Origin of the sequence: Paenibacillus sp. ACRRX (assembly GCF_022346885.1) — a bacterium.
GTDB lineage: Bacteria > Bacillota > Bacilli > Paenibacillales > Paenibacillaceae > Paenibacillus_B.
Genome location: NZ_JAKRNK010000005.1, coordinates 410,934 through 427,501 on the forward strand (window position 1 = coordinate 410,934; position 16,568 = coordinate 427,501).

Here is a 16,568-nt window from a genome sequence, read left to right on the forward strand (position 1 = left end):
TAGCTGCAATTATGCCTCTCGTATATCTACCCAATCCGCAGATGCCGGATGGCGCAGTGCCTCCAGCACTACTTGAGCATCATATCCGTCCTGGAAGTCAAATAATGGGGACATATTGCCTTTGATTGCCTGCAGCACATAATGGAATACCGCATGATCTGTCCCTTCATTTATTACACTTACTTGAAGCGGCTGCCCGATCTCACCTTCCAGCAGCTGCGCCCAGTTCTCGATAGCAAGTGTACCGCTTGTCCCGTGGACAATCATTGACACCCGTTCTTCACCTGCAAATCCTGCCATACCGTTGATGGATACAGGTGTCCCGTCAGCCAATCGAAGCTTGGCTTCCACACCGATCTCACAGCAATCTGCTTGTTCTGACAGTTCCAATTCGCTCTGGACATGAGTGACTTTTCCGAATAATTTTTGAATGACATGAATCCAATGCACGCCCACTTCCAGCACAAATCCACCTTGCTTTCGGGATGAGATCCACGAATTGTGCTGCCAACTCCGCGGCCAGCTTGGGAATCGCCAGACAAGCTCAATTTTGCGAATGACGCCAATTTGATCGTTATCCAACTTCTGCTTGAGTGTACGCATTGTCGGTTCATGGGGAAGCGAGAAATGGATGGCATGCACAACGTTCACTTCCTTCGCCTTATCCAGCATACGCTTTGCCTCTTCCAAACTATTAGCAAGAGGCTTTTCACAGAAGACGTGAATCCGCTTCTCCAGTGCAGCCATCACCACGTCGTGATGATAGGCTGGTGGTACTGCCACGTAAAGCAAGTCTAGATCCGATTCCGCTAGCAAAGTTTCGTAATCAGCAAAGTATTCCAACTCAGGATACTGCTCTTGGCACTCTCGCCGAGACTGCTCATTGGACTCACAGATCGCGATTAACGCAATATGCTGGTTGTACTCCACATTTTGAACCAAGCGAATCATATAATGTCCCATATGACCCAATCCCACGATGGCCATTTTAATTTTAGGTACTGTCATCCATTTTCCCTGCCTCTCTTAAATAGACTTCCTGAATCCCAGATAAGGAATACAACTTCTAGATGTTTGAATACAGCCTGTTGTCTTTACTGCTGTGTTTTCCTCAAACAAACGGCTTTCACCCCCTAAATCATACTGTAATTGCATTTGTTAGCGTAGTTAAATATTAACATCCGGCAAGAATCAGAGCTTGAACGGGAATAATATTTGTTATTATTTCTTTCAATTCTAAAATATACCTAAAGTTTCTGCTACAAATAGGTGACAATGTCCCTGTATTTGCTGAAATTCATCTTTATCTGTTGTAAGCTTGCTAAATTATGATAAAATCTTTATCTAATTGTTTACGGTTATACGCTTGAAAGAAAAAATTTATACCATTAAATTATTATTGGGTAAAGAGGGTATTCATAAAGTGAGTCAGTCTGATATGAAAATTGTTAAAATTACAGGGTCCTTGCATAAGGACAAGCTAGACTTCGACATTTCGGAGTGGAAGCTCTTAATCGAAACCAATCGTTACTATGAAATAAAGTCAGAGGAAGGTCCAGTCGTCAAACGTATCTTTAAAGAAAAAATGAATCAAATTATCGAGGAATCCAAACACTATGTAAATGGCTCACTAACCTGCTCGGTATTTTGTACGACAGATCATGTGCAAGACATTATGAAAGAAATCAAGCATAAGCTCATGCAGACGATTCAAACTTATATGCACGATCTGCAACTTAACATCAAGGCGTTGGATGGTTCTGCATTCGGCATCAAGCCTCAAGCTACTGTTAAGCTTGTGGAACAAGAGGACTAGTAAGTCTCTATTGCATAAATTAGATCACTTATATAATCTATCTGCTTTAAAAATAACAGATGATAAACAAGACAACTTGCGCAATTAAGGTGGCGCTTTTTTTTGTGTGCATGCGAATAACGCACAGCACATCTGATGATACGTGAAGAAGTCGGTATTAGTCCCCGAGTTCTTGATTTATTATCCAGTCTATGGTAACGTGTAGCTATATATTTATTAGAGGGAGGTGTGACAGGATGCAATTAAATGTAATGGCTGAGCTATTGAGTGCGCTTCGTTCGCAATTGCTAGGAATTTTCCATGATTCCATTATGAACGGGATACGTGTGTCCATTTCCAGCAATTCGAACCGAATATCACATTTTAGCGAAATGACCATCCTGTCACTGCCTTAACGGACAAATTTTACAATCCGAAGGCCGCGAGGACATGTCCTTGCGGTCTTTTTGTATTATCCTCAAGCAGGCAGCGACAGCTAGGGTCATCAGAGAGGAAGATATAAATGATGATTCAATGCCAACAAATCCAAAAGGGGTTTGGCGCCCAGTCTATTCTGCTGGATGTCACCTGCGAAATAAACGAGTTCGAACGTGTGGGGCTTATCGGCCGCAACGGCTCGGGCAAAACAACACTGCTTCATCTCTTGAATGGCAGCGAAAAGCCTGACGCTGGACAGCTCTCTATTCGTAAAGGTACGAGAATCGGCTATCTGGAGCAAGTTCCTCAATGTGGTGAACACGACACCGTTAGTGACGTGCTGAATCAAGCTTTCCATGAGCCGATGCAGTGGATGGCGAGCATGCGTGAACTGGAGCAGCAGATGGCTGATCCCAGTCAAGGCAGTGGCATGTTAGAGCAGAAGCTGCAGCAATATGGAGAGCTGCAAGAGCGTTTTGAAAGAGCCGGAGGCTATGAAATTGAAGCTCGGATTGGTAAAGTAACAGGCGGTTTGCGTATCCCTGAATCCCAATTCATGCGTCCGTTCCGCTCTTTATCAGGCGGGGAGAAAACCAAGATCGGACTGGCCGCGATGCTGCTTGCATCACCAGAGCTGCTGCTGCTGGACGAACCGACCAATCACCTGGATATGATGGCAATTGACTGGTTGGAGCAGTTTCTCCAATCTTACGCGGGAACTGTTATCATCATCTCGCATGATCGGTATTTTCTTGATCGGGTAGTCACCAAGATCATTGAGCTTGAGGATGGCGAAGCCTTCACTTATCATACTAATTACTCTGGATTCCAGCAGGAAAAGGAAGCTCGTCTTCTTCAACAATTCGCGGATTATCAAGAACAGAAAAAGAAGATCAAACAAATGCAGGAGGCAATTAAGCAGTTGATCGAATGGGGCAACCGTGCCGATGCATCGAAATTTCACCGCCGAGCCGCCTCCATGCAAAAAGCACTTGATCGGATGACCAAGTTAAAACGTCCGATATTAGAGCGGAAGTCTATCGAGCTGAATTTGCAGCAGCGCGATAGATCTGGCGTGCAAGTATTAACGCTGGACGGTGTTGGCAAAGGTTATGAAGACCGTGTGTTATTCAGAAATGCCAGTGAGCTGCTGTGTTATGGCGAACAGGTGGCACTAATTGGAAATAACGGGTCAGGCAAAAGCACGCTGCTCAAATGCATTTTGGGAATGGAGAGTCCCGATGAAGGTGAAATTCGCCTTGGCTCTCGTGTTGATATTGGTTACTTGGCGCAGGAGAGTGCACCCGAAGAGGAGAACGCTACCGTGCTGTCTTACTATCGCACCGAAGTTGGTATAGAAGAAGGCGAAGCGCGAGGCCGCCTTGCCAGCTTCCTCTTCTGCGGCTCAGATGTCTTTAAGAAGGTACGCAATCTGTCTGGCGGTGAATGGAGTCGGCTCCGTTTTGCGCTGCTTATGCATCGGCAGCCGAACCTCCTTGTACTGGATGAGCCGACCAACCACTTGGACATCGATTCGCGAGAAGCATTGGAAGAAGCACTCGAAGATTTCCCAGGAACACTGCTCGCCGTATCACATGACCGCTACTTTATGAATCGGTTAGCGAAGAAAATATGGTCGCTGGAGCAAGGCAAGTTGGTGACTGTGCACGGCAACTACGAGGATTACAAGGCAAAGCATGAACTGAATGTGCACCAGCATTACCCTAGCAGCAGCAATAGTGAGCCGTCAGGTTACAACCGAGTGGAAAACGCACGTACACCGCATTCGCAGCAGCGCACCTATGGGATTAACAATAGCAGTGCTAAAGCTGCCAATGATTCTGCTCGTGCGCGAGAAATGAACAAAAATGACGATATGCCTTCCTATACGGAAACGAAGTCAGTAGGCAGCAATCGCTCCCGTAAGGTGGACGCAACTCAATTAGAGGCGAACATCCACTCCCTGGAGCAGTCGTTGCGTGAGCTGGACGAAGCGATGCTGAACCCCACCCTCGCTTCGGATGCGGGTAAGCTTGCGGCTCTTCACAACGAGCGCGAAATGATGCAAGCTCATCTAGAACCGTTGTATGAGCAGTGGATGCATGCATTAGAGGAACAATAAATGCAAAGGTCGAGCAGCTATATGGCTGCTCGACCTTTGTCCGTTCACAGCATGTTTCCTGAGACTAACTCTCTGACTGTTCCTGATCGTTTACACCTAGCAGCGAACGCGCCATATCCAGCGTCGCCTCATCTCCAGTCAACAAAGCAAATGCCGCCACATCTACTGCATATGCGGCCCACAGCTCGATGATGTGATCACGCATGCGAGGCCAGACGCGACCACCTGCCGCTTCATACTGTGCGATCACTTCTGCAAGCACATCCTCGCCAAACGTAGCCAGACACAACTTGAAGTCAGCTGCAGGATCACCTACTTGCCCCTCCGTCCAATCAATAAACCCGCTTACACGCTCCTCAGCATCTACCAGTATGTGTCCTGCATGCATATCCCCATGGATAAGCGCTGAATGCTGCGGCCAATAAGAGTCATCACCTGTCCAAGCCTGCCAGCGCTGCCATAACTCATTCGAGACGCCAATCTTCTGCTTGATCTCCTGCATACGCTTGATCAGCGAAGTTCGCACCTCTTCAGGGCTTAGTACCCGGATACCTCGCGCAGCAGCTTCCTGATGATCGATACTGTGCACAGCTGCCAGCGACTGAGCTAGCGATTCGATAAATGCTGGTTTTAACGCCTCCGGATTGATGTGCCACACATATTGACGCGCTTCCGGATCTATGGTGCCTGCGGGGGTCCCCTCTAGCATTGGGTAAGCTATAAGTTCAGCTGTATGAATACGCCATTGCGGCACAGCAATTGGCAAATGGCGACTCACTAATGCCAGTACGTCCCCTTCATAGCCAGCACGTTCCAACACATCTTCACGGCGCGGCACTCTTAGTACCCACGCCTTGCCGGATTCATCATTTGCAAAGCCGACGAGAAAATCCATTCCAGATTCATTTATGTTGATCGTATGAGCATCCAACTTTAAGCCATGCTTCTCTGCAAGCTGCAGCAAATTCGTTATTTTATCGGGATTCATCGACGTCATAAGTTCACTCTCCTCTAAATTCATACCTGTTTATGGTCCAAAAACAACACAAAAAGCACAAACACTTCTGTCTGTGCGCAGGTATACCGGAATAAAGTCATTCATTTCATGACTGAAACCATGAAGTTAGAGCAAATAGAACACAGCTGCGCCACATACACAGCCACGCCGCAAGTTCCATGCTCGACTCTCCTAGCTTTTCTCAACGTTGAAGACCTATCCATTTATGATAAGAATTCATGTCAATAGACATACCTATCCCGATATCCTGCACACGGCAGAATTATAAGCACTATGCAATTAATTGCGAATAGCGTTCAATCGGAATCTGTAAAATGCCATTACATGAACCCTCCGTTCCTAAAAATTACAAATAGCTTACCACGAATGGCTGGATTGCACAATTTATATTTCTGCATTCAGGACGGCGGTATCCACAATCACAGCTTCTCCTGCACATAGCAATTTCTGCATTCACCTCTTGTTGAAGAATGGAACCCTTACTCTATAATTTCCGACCATTACTTCGGCCTAGGGCAAACAATTGGGCATAAATTATCGTTTCGAAACGTAAGTTGTAGGTAGCAGTCTCACATTCACATACGCAAATAAGGTGCCGTACTCTCAGGTACAGCACCACTCTGAATATTTTCGATGACTAGTAGAGCAGGCATTGACTCATATTCATTTGATATCCTGTGTTTCACCGTTTGTACTGATAATCTTGTCTATTCTGGCTTCTAGTTTCTGCTTATTAGCTATCACCTTGGGTGTTAACTGATGCTGCGTGCACAAAAGGATGTACTCATCGTATCGTGCTTGTGTTGGACGGTTATCAAGGAAGCGCCTCACTTCTTCCGTCAAATCCATCATAAATTGTGGATCGCTGAGTTTCCCTTTTATTTCCGCGTAATATGCCGTTTGCTTGGTCGGTTTGCTGTATTCGTAGAACAACTTCACCTTTGTAGTGATTCGCTCCACTTCTGCTTCCGTGTAAGGCTTATAAATTGTGCCTTGTACTTCCTTAACGTACTTGTTTATGGACACCCCCAGGCTAGGTCTGGCCTGATGAGATAATGTGTGAATGGTTGACATCAATGATCGAACCTCTTTCCATGTAAAAGTAAAATAACAGTACTTATCTATAGTATACCCTCTATTAGTAAAACGGATAGACCATTCGCAAATCAAAAAAGAAGAAGGCTTTACCAGCCCCCTTCTCATTCACCTGCTGCCTATCAACAATTGATATCTTACTTCACTCGCAGCAAATAACCATTTGGGTTAAACGTTAGATGAAATTTATGCTTGTTCATATCGATAATAAATTCACCGTGATCAGGCAGGAATCGTCCTACCGCTTCCATCGGTCCAGGCAACAGCTCAGGAATAACAGGGTGACCTACAATTGTATCTTCCACAATGATATAACTTCCTACCGTAACCAGTTGATGATACAGCATTAATTCCTTATAGACATGCTGCTCCGTGTGATCGGAATCTAAAATGACCAATACGACATCCCCTGGATTAATGAATGGTTTAACACGATTTAATGTATCAACCGAAGCCGAATCTCCGGTTAGATAAGTAATGCGGTCATGCTTGGGCCGTTCGACTTCTACAATATCTACGGTAACGATTCGCCCTTTGTTCATGAGATCACACATATGGGCCAAGTACAGTGCGCTCCCACCCTGATTGGTTCCGCACTCCACAATAACGTCTGGTTTTACGCTAAAGAGAATCTCCTGATACAGAAACAAATCCAATGGACATTTATATACGGGATGCCCCATCCAATAAGTATCCATCCATGCGTGGCTATTATAGTAATGTAAATAGAACGGTGTCATAAAATCAAACATGCCTGCGCCCCCTTCGCGCTGTCGTGGTTTCCCAAGACGAACCTTCCATCCCAAGATTCTACATTAAATGCTTCAATAGAATAGCTTGTTCGGACTGATCCACTATGGCAGGGTCAAAATCCGCTCTTCTATACGCCTAGACAATACCTGCTTCCAAGGCTTTATGTATTGCTTCTTCCCGATTACGTACGCCAAGCTTAAGGTACAGGGCCGACGCGTAGTTTCTTACCGTTCCATCGGACAGATATAAAGCGGACGCAATACTCTTATACCGCATACCTTTGGACAATAGCTTTAATATCTCCACTTCTCGCGGGGTCAGATCGTAACCTGGCACTTACGTTGCAGGCGCAGTAATTGAGTCTAATGGAGTCTCCGTCCCTTGACTGGAGTGAATCTGATTCACCTGTTTGTTTGCAAAGTCTTGATCCAGGACCATCCCGCCCCGATATACAAGACGAATCGTATCTGCCAACTCACGTGGTTCACCTGATTTGAGTAAATAACCATCTGCCCCGCTCCGCATGATTTCCACTGCCAGATTAGTGTCTGGGAATGCAGTCAAAATTAAATGCGCGTACCCGGCCACTGTTGTTTAATCATGCGGTTAGCCACCAACCCATCCTTATTCGGCATATCCATGTCCATCAGTACGACATAAGGCTCCAACTCTCGGCATCGCTCAATCACCTGTTCCCCATCTTCTGCAAGGCCTGCTACTTGCAGATCTGGATGCTCCCGCATGTTGATCCTGATACGGCGGTGAAATCGGGTGGCTCTGTCCATTACCGTGCCAAACAGCCTTTGTTCAGGCAGGAAGCCAGTGCGCAGCTGGATAAAGCCTTCAGGTAGCACACTGCTGTTGCCGCTTTACTTAAAATAGCATCCCGTATACGTTAATTTGTCTCCTCCTGTGCAGGGTGTACTAGTTTTGTATCATAAGAACAGAAGCTTGAAAAATACCCCACTCAAGAGATACGAGCCATAATAAACAACAACAAAGCCGTCAGATCCACTTATCAATGTGGATCTGACGGCTTTATAGCTGTTTGCATGATGCAATAGCAACCCCTTCTATACTTGGGTGCTTATATATCCGGATCATTTGCACAGAGATCGCAGATGTGCAGCGATCACCGACCTGATCATCTCCGGGTTCAGACGGCTGGGCATCACTACAGCATGCACCGCCAAACCGTCGATAACGGCATACAAGCGCTCCGTTTCAATCTCAAGGTCTAACCCCTCACGCAACAAGTCTGACTTGCTCAAGGCTTCCATTACACTTGAGATTACCCGTCTGAGCTCATCGTATACCTCGCTGCACAGCGCATGAAGAGTCGGATCTACCAGCGCTTTGGCTGTAAAGCCAAACCATACCTCCATTTCCGCGCTTCGTTCTTCATCCATAGGCAGAATTTCGCAGAGCAGCTGCTGAATATCCGCCATCAATTCCCCTGTATATTGGATGCTGCTGATCCTGGTCTTAACCCGCTGGGAGACAAGCCGCATCGAGAAAGCCAACAGCTCAGACTGGGTGGAGAAATAATGACGCATCGAGCCTGCGGATATGCCCGCTTCCAACGCAATGTTACGCACCGATGCGCGTTCCAGTCCATCTCGCAGGATGACTCTCCAAGTAGCTTCCGCTAATTTTTCTTTTTGTTTGTTATGATCTACAATTTTAGGCATGCTCTCAGTATAACAGATGTTGTCTTTTTAATACACTCGTGCTAAATTAAAAAATACAGTTGTGTTAAAAAGGAGTGGAACTATGATTGGTTGGCTCATACTGGCTTGTGAAATCGGATTTTGGGTATTTATTTTGTTAGGTTTGTTCGTCAGATATAAATTAAAGCAGCCCACATTAGGTGCTGTTTTACTGCTGTGCACGCCAATCATTGATGTATTATTAATCGTATTTACGGTCATTGATCTTCGTAACGGTGCTGAGGCCAATGTGTTCCACAGCTTGGCTGCGGTGTACGTCGGAGCAACAATTGCCTTCGGCAAGAGTATGGTACAATGGGCGGACAATCGCTTCATCCACTTATTCGGTGAAGGATTCCAGCGCCCGGCTCAACCGTCCAGACAACCCCACCCCTCACGTGCCAAGAAAGAACGGCTTGGCTGGTATCGACACGTGCTAGCATGGGCGATTGGTACCGCCTTATTGGGCAGCATCATATGGATCGTTGACCGCCCAACTGCAACGGATACGATGCTCGGAACGGCGCGCTCCTGGACGATCATCCTGTTGATTGACTTTATTTGGAGCTTCAGTTATACGCTATGGCCCAAAGAAAAGCTGCAGCAATAATCCCTTGCTTATTTGACTTCGATGATGATGAAGGTATTGATGAACCGGTACCTGTCGGTGGAGTATTTACACAGCCGCATTCATGGGGCCTGATAGTCCTCAGCCACAACCTTGGGGTGGTCCCGTCTCACATAATCCTGGATCTCACAATCCTGCTATTGGATACGTCCCTGCACAGGGATATATTATGTGGGCTTGAATTCCTATCTTTGTGCCATATAAGAGGTAATGTTGTAATATGTGTTTATTCCAAGAACATCCTAAAGGGTGTTCTTTTTTGTTAAATTTTGTTGAATGTAAATAGCGACCCGCACTTTCCTTACAGGGCGTTGAGTTGCTGCGATTCTTGAGTACGAAAAATCGCAGCAACCTCCGCGAAATAAGTTTTAGACAATCTCATGACTTTGAATCATTAAAAAATGGAAAACCAAAAATAGAGTATTAGACTGAAAGATTACTTTATTTTCTTTCGTCAAAGTTTCCAATGTCCTTTTGACAGTGTACATTAATGGATTTTCATTTATAACAGTAACTCATCATGTTTCTACACATATGTTGCTTTGAGTGAACAAATTTATGATAGGAGAGTTTGAATTATGTCACAAGCAAATCTGCCCAATATTACCCCCAGTATTACCATTACGAGAGATGACGCTTTAAATTTGATTTTGTCATCTATTGCAATCGAAGAACTTGGACTAGGACACATCATAAATGCAGAGGCAGAAAAGATCCAATATGCTATAGGTACTTTACCGGGTTTAACTGTCCCTACAACGATAAGTGATCTGCTGGTGGGCCAACTGGAACTGTTTCCAGTGCATTTGGCAGCTTCTATATGACCGAGACAGGCTCACTAAATCTTACGTCAACGCCTATCGTTGTACCACTTGATTTGCCATCCGCTGTATCCGACAATATCAGCTACGCAAATGCCAATGCTATTACCATTTTAGAGTCCGGAACCTACCGGGTAGATATTACTATGAGTGGAAGGTCTTTAAACACCACAACTATTACTCTTGTGCTTGCTATTAATAATGTACCACAGGGCAACACTATACAGTCGCTTGAATTTTCTACGTTCGAACTGAATACTTTTGTATTCTCCAACTTCTTGTCGTTGACTTCAGGAGATCAATTGAGTCTTCTTATTTCTTCCGAGCCTGACACCTTGTTTTCTACACCACAGCTTGGTCAAACAGGAGGTTTAGTCGTACAGCGGGTTAATTAATGGATTAGGCTTACTGTTGTGACTGCATGTAAAATTTAGCTAATTCCTATCACACTATAGATTTTATATATTAGGCATAAGCACCGCTTTGACGGATCGATCTTTACAGGTCAACCAGTCTCGCAGGTGCTTTTTGTGCTGGTTGTTGGAAAATGATTATGGCTAATACAACATAAGATGATGAGCCACGTTTTTACCTTTATGGAGTCATCCTTTAAAATAAATGATTAAAAAAATGAACCATTTGAATCTAGCGAGCCAATACATCGTGTATACAAATTCAGGGGGCCCTCAAATGACTGATCAGCAACTCCATATATGGCTGGATCGCTTAATAGACGGTGATCTATCCGCTTTTGACTTTATTTATAGCCAGACCAAGCATAAGGTTTATGGTACTGTGGCAGCTCTAGTATCAAATAAGGAAGACGTTAATGATATCGTCAGCGAGATATACTGCCAACTGTGGAAGGCTCTGCCGAGCTATGATCGCTCGCGGCCCTTTCTGTTCTGGCTTAACGGCATCGTTATTAAGCAAGTACACAATTGGCGAAGACAAATCTGGAGAAGATTCCGCCTGTTTGAAAGGAACAACCGGTTAAGCGAACGTTTGCCTATAGAAATGCCAGATGAACCGTTGCTTGCCCACGAGATACAGTTGGAGATCAGGAACATCCTTTTATCACTGCCATTTAAGCAGCGCATAGTCATTATTTATCGCTATGACTACGAATATACGTACGAGCAGATTGCAGAGCTGCTTGAGATCCTAGTCGGCACAGCAAAATCAAGAACCCATCTGGCGTTAAAACAAATACGCAAACGGTATAACCATCAGCTAGAACAGGAGGGAATGTCCAGCCATGTCTATCTCAAAGAAAATTAAGCAAAGTCTTTCCGGATCAATGGAGCAGATTCATATACCTCAGGAGCTTGACGAGCGTATAAGGCAGTCCTTTATTCAGCATCATCAACAAAAGGAGAGTAAATAAATGAAAAAAAATTATAGCACTTTGCTTAGCAGAGGTTATTATCCCGACAGGGGCTTACGCATTCAGCGGTTCGTACTTTGCGAAGGAGAACGCTAACCTTAATGGATTGGTGAATCATGGTGTTAAAGAAGCCTTATCCAAAGGATTGTCCATACCGATCAACGAGAAGGTCACCGATCAAGGTCTTACAATCCATTTTAAAGAAATGTACGTGGAAGACACCAAAATACTTATCCATTACCGTATTGAGCAGAAGGACGGCAGCTTGATTCCATATGAGTTTGATACAACGGGATTAAACGTACTGTCAGATGGCAAAAAGGATGGCCAGCAGGTAGAAAATCCAACTTATCAAGAGGCTCAGTATGAAGGGTTTAGCGTGTTGAATTTCCTAGGCAGCGACCATGACAATCTGCCTTTCTATTTGATAGATGCGAACGGGGCTGAGATCAACACGGGTATAGCGGATCAGGATAAGCCTGAAGGGGTACTCGCCTTTGTTACCAACGGCCATAGTCTGCCCCAATCGATCAGCATGAAAGTAGATGTGAATCGGATCGGCAAAACGAAAGGCAGTTGGAAAGGAACGATTGCCATCGATCAAGGGAAAGCAAAGCAAGCGACGGAAGTTGCAAAGTAATTGGCGCTATCGCTTCAATCGTGCAGCATAGTTCACGTAGACGTCATATTAAGGCGAGCTGTGTGACTCTCGTGAATGCACCTCTTGTATGTATGCTTGCGTGCGATAATGCGCTTTGTATGTACAAAAATAAGGCTGAAGAGCAAGGTAATTGTATACATGTAAGTATGAACAGAAACAGGAGGATATCCGACGAAGGGATACCCTCTTGTTTCATTGTTAACTTAAGCTAACCTTTCACTATGACTGTTTGCTCTTCACTTTTTTCGTGCCGTTTTATTTATCTCGTAACCAATGGTTTTAACTTCGCTTCGATCTGTTCTCGTTTCTCCTCCAGAAACGGTGGCAGTGCCAGCTTCTCTCCCAGATGCAGCATATCCTCGTCAACATCAAATCCCGGGCCATCCGTCGACAGCTCAAACAAAATACCATTTGGCTCGCGGAAATATAACGCACCGAAGTAATAACGATCTACAAAGCCTGAGCTTGGCAAGCGCATTTCTTGAATACGGTCTACCCATTTACGCAGTTCCGCCTCATTCTCCACCCGAAAAGCAACGTGGTGAACGCCGCCTCGTCCAAGACGCTCTTCAGAGAGGTCTGTTCGCGGCTCGATATGAACCTCTGCTCCCGTGCCACCCTCCCCAGTCTCATACACCTGAGTGTCTGGCTGGCCTTCTACAAGTGCAGGATAAGTTCCCTTGAGCCGGAACCCCATAATCTCGGTAAGCACATAGGCGGTCGCTTCTGGTTCCCGCACCGTAAGCTGCACCGGACCTAATCCAACAATACCATACTCTTGCGGGATGGAACTGCCTGCCCAAGGTATTCCGCCAGCTACCCCCGTATTCTTCTCGTCAGAGACGAGAATGAGACGCATACCTTCTCGATCTCGAAGCGCAAGCGTCGCTCGACCAAACCGCTGCTTAATCTCTTCATGCTCAACTTCAAACTGCTCCAGACGCTGCTTCCAGTATGCCAAAGCTTGGTCACTGGCAACACGAAGTGAAGTCCCTGAGATGCTATCTACCCCGTCCCGGTTTCTCCCAGCGTTCGGAATCTCAAAAAACGTGAGTTCCGTACCCGGATTTGCCTGATCATCACCATAGAATAGATGATAGACGGACGTATCGTCCTGATTGACAGTCTTTTTAACCAGGCGCATACCCATGACTTGCGTGTAAAATTCAAAGTTTGCTGCTGCATTTGCCGTTAATGCCGATACGTGATGAAGTCCCTTTAATTCCATGATGGATCATCCTCCTGATTATATGTTGGCCTAAACTTATGATTTGAATAATGAATAAAGGAATACTTAGCAGTTTTTAATAATTATCTTGATTTAAAGATATATGTTTTCGAGATAAATGTCAACTCATTTCAAACTGCCCATTCTTAAGTGATCTAGTAGATAAGACTGGTTACAACCCTTATGAGTTGCTTGGGTGAGAACTGGATATATTGCAATGCAGAACAGAAGATCTGCGTAAAGTACTGCTTAATAAGGTGGTTGCGCAGAAGATGCACTAGTCGGCGGGTACAGTACAGAATTATATTTCTTCAATTTACTTGATATTGTAGGCGTAGGGCTGTGAAGAAGCTGTGGGAAAAGCACGCGTGGAACGAAATGTGTAATCCAATAAAAAACTCATGATTGTATTGCGTCATATGATGAATTCTTCTCGACCCAGCACACGTCAGAATAAATCATGAGTTATTGATTTTAGGTTAAAGCCTATTTCCTCAATAGCTGTGAAGCACATAGATACAGTCTGTTTTTGTGTTTATAGTTCTGATCCCCAGTGTTTGGCGGGACAAATAAGTACAGCGTTTCGTACTCAACTGCATTTTGCAACAATGCCTCTTGTAACATGGCATACTTCTTGTATTCCAACAGCTTCTTCACATCATCCGTGGATAAATACTTGCCGTTGGCGATCTTCGCTCTCACTCTACTTGCAAATGTCTCTTTTATCATTGCCTTGGTATGGATATGCTCAAGTATGTCGAGGTCACCTTCGTGTATTCGGTTTTCTTTTAGCAAGGATATTAGCAAGCTTTCTAGTGCAACATAAGATGTCCGATCATACTCACGACTAATTTGCTGAAGCAATCTACGGTCCATTCGATGTTGTGCTGCTACCTTAGATAGAACTAAAAAGTACCTGTACGTCAAATGCTCCTTGGCTTCCGTAGGCAAGAGCAGTTCATCAAGCAAAGGATACAACCCATTTAGAGCTGCTTCAGTCAAATCACTATATAATCGAGATTTCTCCTCATGAGACAGATGGAATAGTGCAGCGTTAACAATTTGAACGACGTCACTAGCAATTGCCTGCCTGTAGAATAATTCATGAAGGAGCAGCAATGTCTCTTGGTATCGCAAATTTTGACCTCCAATCTTAATCAATGAGATGACATGAGGTCCGTTTCATCGCTCCAGGGTTAACAGGAAAGCAACATATGAACAAACCTGCGTTTGGGTTGTTTTACAAGGATTTTATTTATAATGAAATACGTCTTTTTACGAAATTAATAGCATCTTCTATGTATGTTCTAAGCATGAGCAGCTCCATTGTTCTATTTTGATATAGAGGATAATCCCAATCATAGTTTTCTACGACTACCACGATAAAGCTGCCTCGCTCCGTGTCAAACTCAGGAAGCCAACCTACATCCAAAATAAATCGTTCATCTTCAAAGGCCACTTGCAAAATATCATGCTTTAATGACCATATCTGTTCTGCTAAGGGAAGTTGTGGGTCAAAATGAAATTCATTGTACGTTATCTTACCGGGTGTAAAATCAATAGCTGTTAGCACTAATTATCTCTCTTTCTTTTCAAGTTTGATATAACTGAATGGGGAAGCTAGGTACACTTCAGTTTTAAGTGCCTATATTCATTCAGCTATTAACTTCGCTTGTATGCCAGACATGAGATACCAACAATCTGTTTATTACAATAAGGTAAACATTACTGTTTAAAGTCGATAGGATTGAGAAGGAAACTCACACGTGGTTCAAGTAGATATATCTTTAGTTTCTTCTTCAATAATTACTATATTTAGACGGCTATTTTCCCAATCATAAATCTTGCCGAACATCACCTCCATGCCACATCTTGTGCAGTTAAATAGATATCTTGACTGTTCTGACTCTTCTTCGCCCTTGCTAAGGTCACAAATTGTAATTCTAATTATGGAGTGGTCCCAGTCCGTATATCCACAGCAGTTACAGACAAGATCCTTACCCCAAATTCTAATTATAGCCATGTCTACCTCCTACAGATTTTTTAATTGATTCAACTAAAGGGTGAGCAAATAAACCATTTGGAGCATGTATATCACATGTAATTAAACACTGTTACTTTTATAAGAATTACCTGCTATTGTCCAACCTCCTCCATATTGTTCTCGTAAATACGAAAATACGCCGCTTTGTCTATCGGTTTACTAAATCAACTTTCTGCACCATTTAATGCTTCTCTTTTTATGATAAACGCAGTCATGCTGGCGCTAAAGACGTTTTGAAATAGTTTATTTCATTCTTTGTCAAATCAAGCAAATCAATTCTCAATAACTTTTTGTCTATTCCTATGTGAAATGATATTCTTTCGCTTTTTAATATAATATCTGTATCATCTTCAAACATTAAGATAGATATCCCATTATTCATGATTTTAATTGAAAAATCCTGTATATAATCGCAAGTGTCTTTCCCTGTTAATTCAAAGCTCGGTACACCTCTTTCATCATAATTATTTAACAAATTACCTTCGCAAATAGATATGGTATTTGAAGTGACAAGTGTCATGCTACTGATACGACCAGACAGAGAGTCTATCCCAATTTCAAGTAGAGACTTCTTTAAATCTCCTGTTCTCCAATAAATTTTCGTACCCTTAATAGTAGAATAATTCCATTCAATATTAAAAGGAACATAATCATCAAATTCTATAGTCTCTTTGAAACCCTCATTTTCAATTCCATTCACTTTTAACATTTAAGATCCCCTTTTACTAAATAATACGTGCTTAATAACGAGAAGTTCACCGACATCCTAGCCTATGAGAAAATTAGCTCACATCCATTATTTTATCGTATATTATCCCCGTTCTCGTAGCATAATTGTGCTCATCCCCACATCGGCAATAGTCATGATT

The 16,568-nt window shown here is 43.8% G+C and carries 18 protein-coding genes and 1 pseudogene; 8 read left to right on the forward strand and 11 right to left on the reverse strand.

All coding sequences use genetic code 11. The annotated features are described in order from the left end of the window. Positions 1-9: 9 nt before the first annotated feature. Positions 10-1,008, reverse strand: a complete 999-nt coding sequence (locus MH117_RS17340; protein WP_239330545.1) for a Gfo/Idh/MocA family protein — start codon at positions 1,006-1,008, stop codon at positions 10-12. Between the two features lie 457 nt (positions 1,009-1,465). On the opposite strand from MH117_RS17340, the gene MH117_RS17345 reads away from it, so the two are divergent. The 3 genes from MH117_RS17345 to abc-f all read left to right on the forward strand — a co-directional run bounded on the left by MH117_RS17345 (position 1,466) and on the right by abc-f (position 4,355). Beyond that, positions 1,466-1,816, forward strand: coding sequence for a hypothetical protein (locus MH117_RS17345; protein WP_239330547.1), 351 nt, complete (start codon positions 1,466-1,468; stop codon positions 1,814-1,816). Positions 1,817-2,052: 236 nt separating this feature from the next. Next, a complete protein-coding gene (locus tag MH117_RS17350) occupies positions 2,053-2,211 on the forward strand; it encodes a hypothetical protein (protein WP_239330549.1) in 159 nt (52 codons plus the stop codon). A 107-nt stretch (positions 2,212-2,318) separates the two neighbouring features. Further along, entirely contained in the window at positions 2,319-4,355 is a 2,037-nt protein-coding gene (gene abc-f / locus MH117_RS17355; RefSeq protein ID WP_239330551.1) for a ribosomal protection-like ABC-F family protein, read from the forward strand. Between the two features lie 64 nt (positions 4,356-4,419). On the opposite strand, the gene MH117_RS17360 is transcribed toward abc-f, so the two are convergent. The 5 genes and pseudogenes from MH117_RS17360 to MH117_RS17390 form a co-directional block, all read right to left on the reverse strand. Beyond that, the gene (locus tag MH117_RS17360) at positions 4,420-5,352 is read right to left on the reverse strand and encodes a macrolide 2'-phosphotransferase (protein WP_239330553.1); all 933 of its coding nucleotides are present in this window, start codon (positions 5,350-5,352) and stop codon (positions 4,420-4,422) included. Between the two features lie 684 nt (positions 5,353-6,036). Continuing rightward, positions 6,037-6,447, reverse strand: coding sequence for a hypothetical protein (locus MH117_RS17365; RefSeq protein WP_239330555.1), 411 nt, complete (start codon positions 6,445-6,447; stop codon positions 6,037-6,039). A gap of 158 nt (positions 6,448-6,605) precedes the next feature. Beyond that, complete coding sequence (locus MH117_RS17370) at positions 6,606-7,220, reverse strand: CmcI family methyltransferase (RefSeq protein WP_239330556.1); 615 nt, start codon at positions 7,218-7,220, stop codon at positions 6,606-6,608. Positions 7,221-7,356: 136 nt separating this feature from the next. After that, positions 7,357-7,943: pseudogene (locus MH117_RS26855) on the reverse strand (LuxR C-terminal-related transcriptional regulator); the annotation flags it as partial. A 378-nt stretch (positions 7,944-8,321) separates the two neighbouring features. Beyond that, a complete protein-coding gene (locus MH117_RS17390; RefSeq protein ID WP_239330560.1) occupies positions 8,322-8,912 on the reverse strand; it encodes a TetR/AcrR family transcriptional regulator in 591 nt (196 codons plus the stop codon). Positions 8,913-8,994: 82 nt separating this feature from the next. Between MH117_RS17390 and MH117_RS17395 the strand changes: the two genes are divergently transcribed. The 5 genes from MH117_RS17395 (at position 8,995) to MH117_RS17415 (ending at position 12,406) form a co-directional block, all read left to right on the forward strand. Next, on the forward strand, positions 8,995-9,540 hold the full coding sequence (locus MH117_RS17395) for a hypothetical protein (RefSeq protein ID WP_239330562.1): 546 nt from the start codon (positions 8,995-8,997) through the stop codon (positions 9,538-9,540). Positions 9,541-10,136: 596 nt separating this feature from the next. Beyond that, positions 10,137-10,382, forward strand: a complete 246-nt coding sequence (locus MH117_RS17400) for an alpha-helical endospore appendage domain-containing protein (protein ID WP_239330564.1) — start codon at positions 10,137-10,139, stop codon at positions 10,380-10,382. Beyond that, positions 10,379-10,774, forward strand: a complete 396-nt coding sequence (locus tag MH117_RS17405; protein ID WP_239330566.1) for a hypothetical protein — start codon at positions 10,379-10,381, stop codon at positions 10,772-10,774. The genes MH117_RS17400 and MH117_RS17405 overlap by 4 nt, the downstream gene beginning before the upstream one ends. 295 nt (positions 10,775-11,069) lie before the next feature. Next, complete coding sequence (locus MH117_RS17410; protein ID WP_239330568.1) at positions 11,070-11,660, forward strand: sigma-70 family RNA polymerase sigma factor; 591 nt, start codon at positions 11,070-11,072, stop codon at positions 11,658-11,660. Between the two features lie 146 nt (positions 11,661-11,806). Continuing rightward, the gene (locus MH117_RS17415; protein WP_481857277.1) at positions 11,807-12,406 is read left to right on the forward strand and encodes a DUF4179 domain-containing protein; all 600 of its coding nucleotides are present in this window, start codon (positions 11,807-11,809) and stop codon (positions 12,404-12,406) included. Positions 12,407-12,686: 280 nt separating this feature from the next. Here MH117_RS17415 and MH117_RS17420 read toward each other — a convergent pair whose 3' ends face one another. The 5 genes from MH117_RS17420 to MH117_RS17440 all read right to left on the reverse strand — a co-directional run bounded on the left by MH117_RS17420 (position 12,687) and on the right by MH117_RS17440 (position 16,408). Next, the gene (locus tag MH117_RS17420) at positions 12,687-13,655 is read right to left on the reverse strand and encodes a ring-cleaving dioxygenase (protein ID WP_239330574.1); all 969 of its coding nucleotides are present in this window, start codon (positions 13,653-13,655) and stop codon (positions 12,687-12,689) included. 486 nt (positions 13,656-14,141) lie between these two features. Next, a complete protein-coding gene (locus MH117_RS17425; RefSeq protein WP_239330577.1) occupies positions 14,142-14,792 on the reverse strand; it encodes a hypothetical protein in 651 nt (216 codons plus the stop codon). 118 nt (positions 14,793-14,910) lie between these two features. Next, positions 14,911-15,228 (reverse strand): hypothetical protein, encoded by a 318-nt coding sequence (locus MH117_RS17430; protein WP_239330579.1) that lies wholly within the window; start codon positions 15,226-15,228, stop codon positions 14,911-14,913. Between the two features lie 198 nt (positions 15,229-15,426). Further along, complete coding sequence (locus MH117_RS17435) at positions 15,427-15,678, reverse strand: hypothetical protein (RefSeq protein WP_239330582.1); 252 nt, start codon at positions 15,676-15,678, stop codon at positions 15,427-15,429. Between the two features lie 232 nt (positions 15,679-15,910). Beyond that, positions 15,911-16,408 carry a hypothetical protein gene (locus MH117_RS17440; protein ID WP_239330585.1) on the reverse strand — a complete coding sequence of 166 codons (498 nt, stop codon included), beginning with the start codon at positions 16,406-16,408 and terminating at the stop codon, positions 15,911-15,913. Positions 16,409-16,568: the final 160 nt, after the last annotated feature.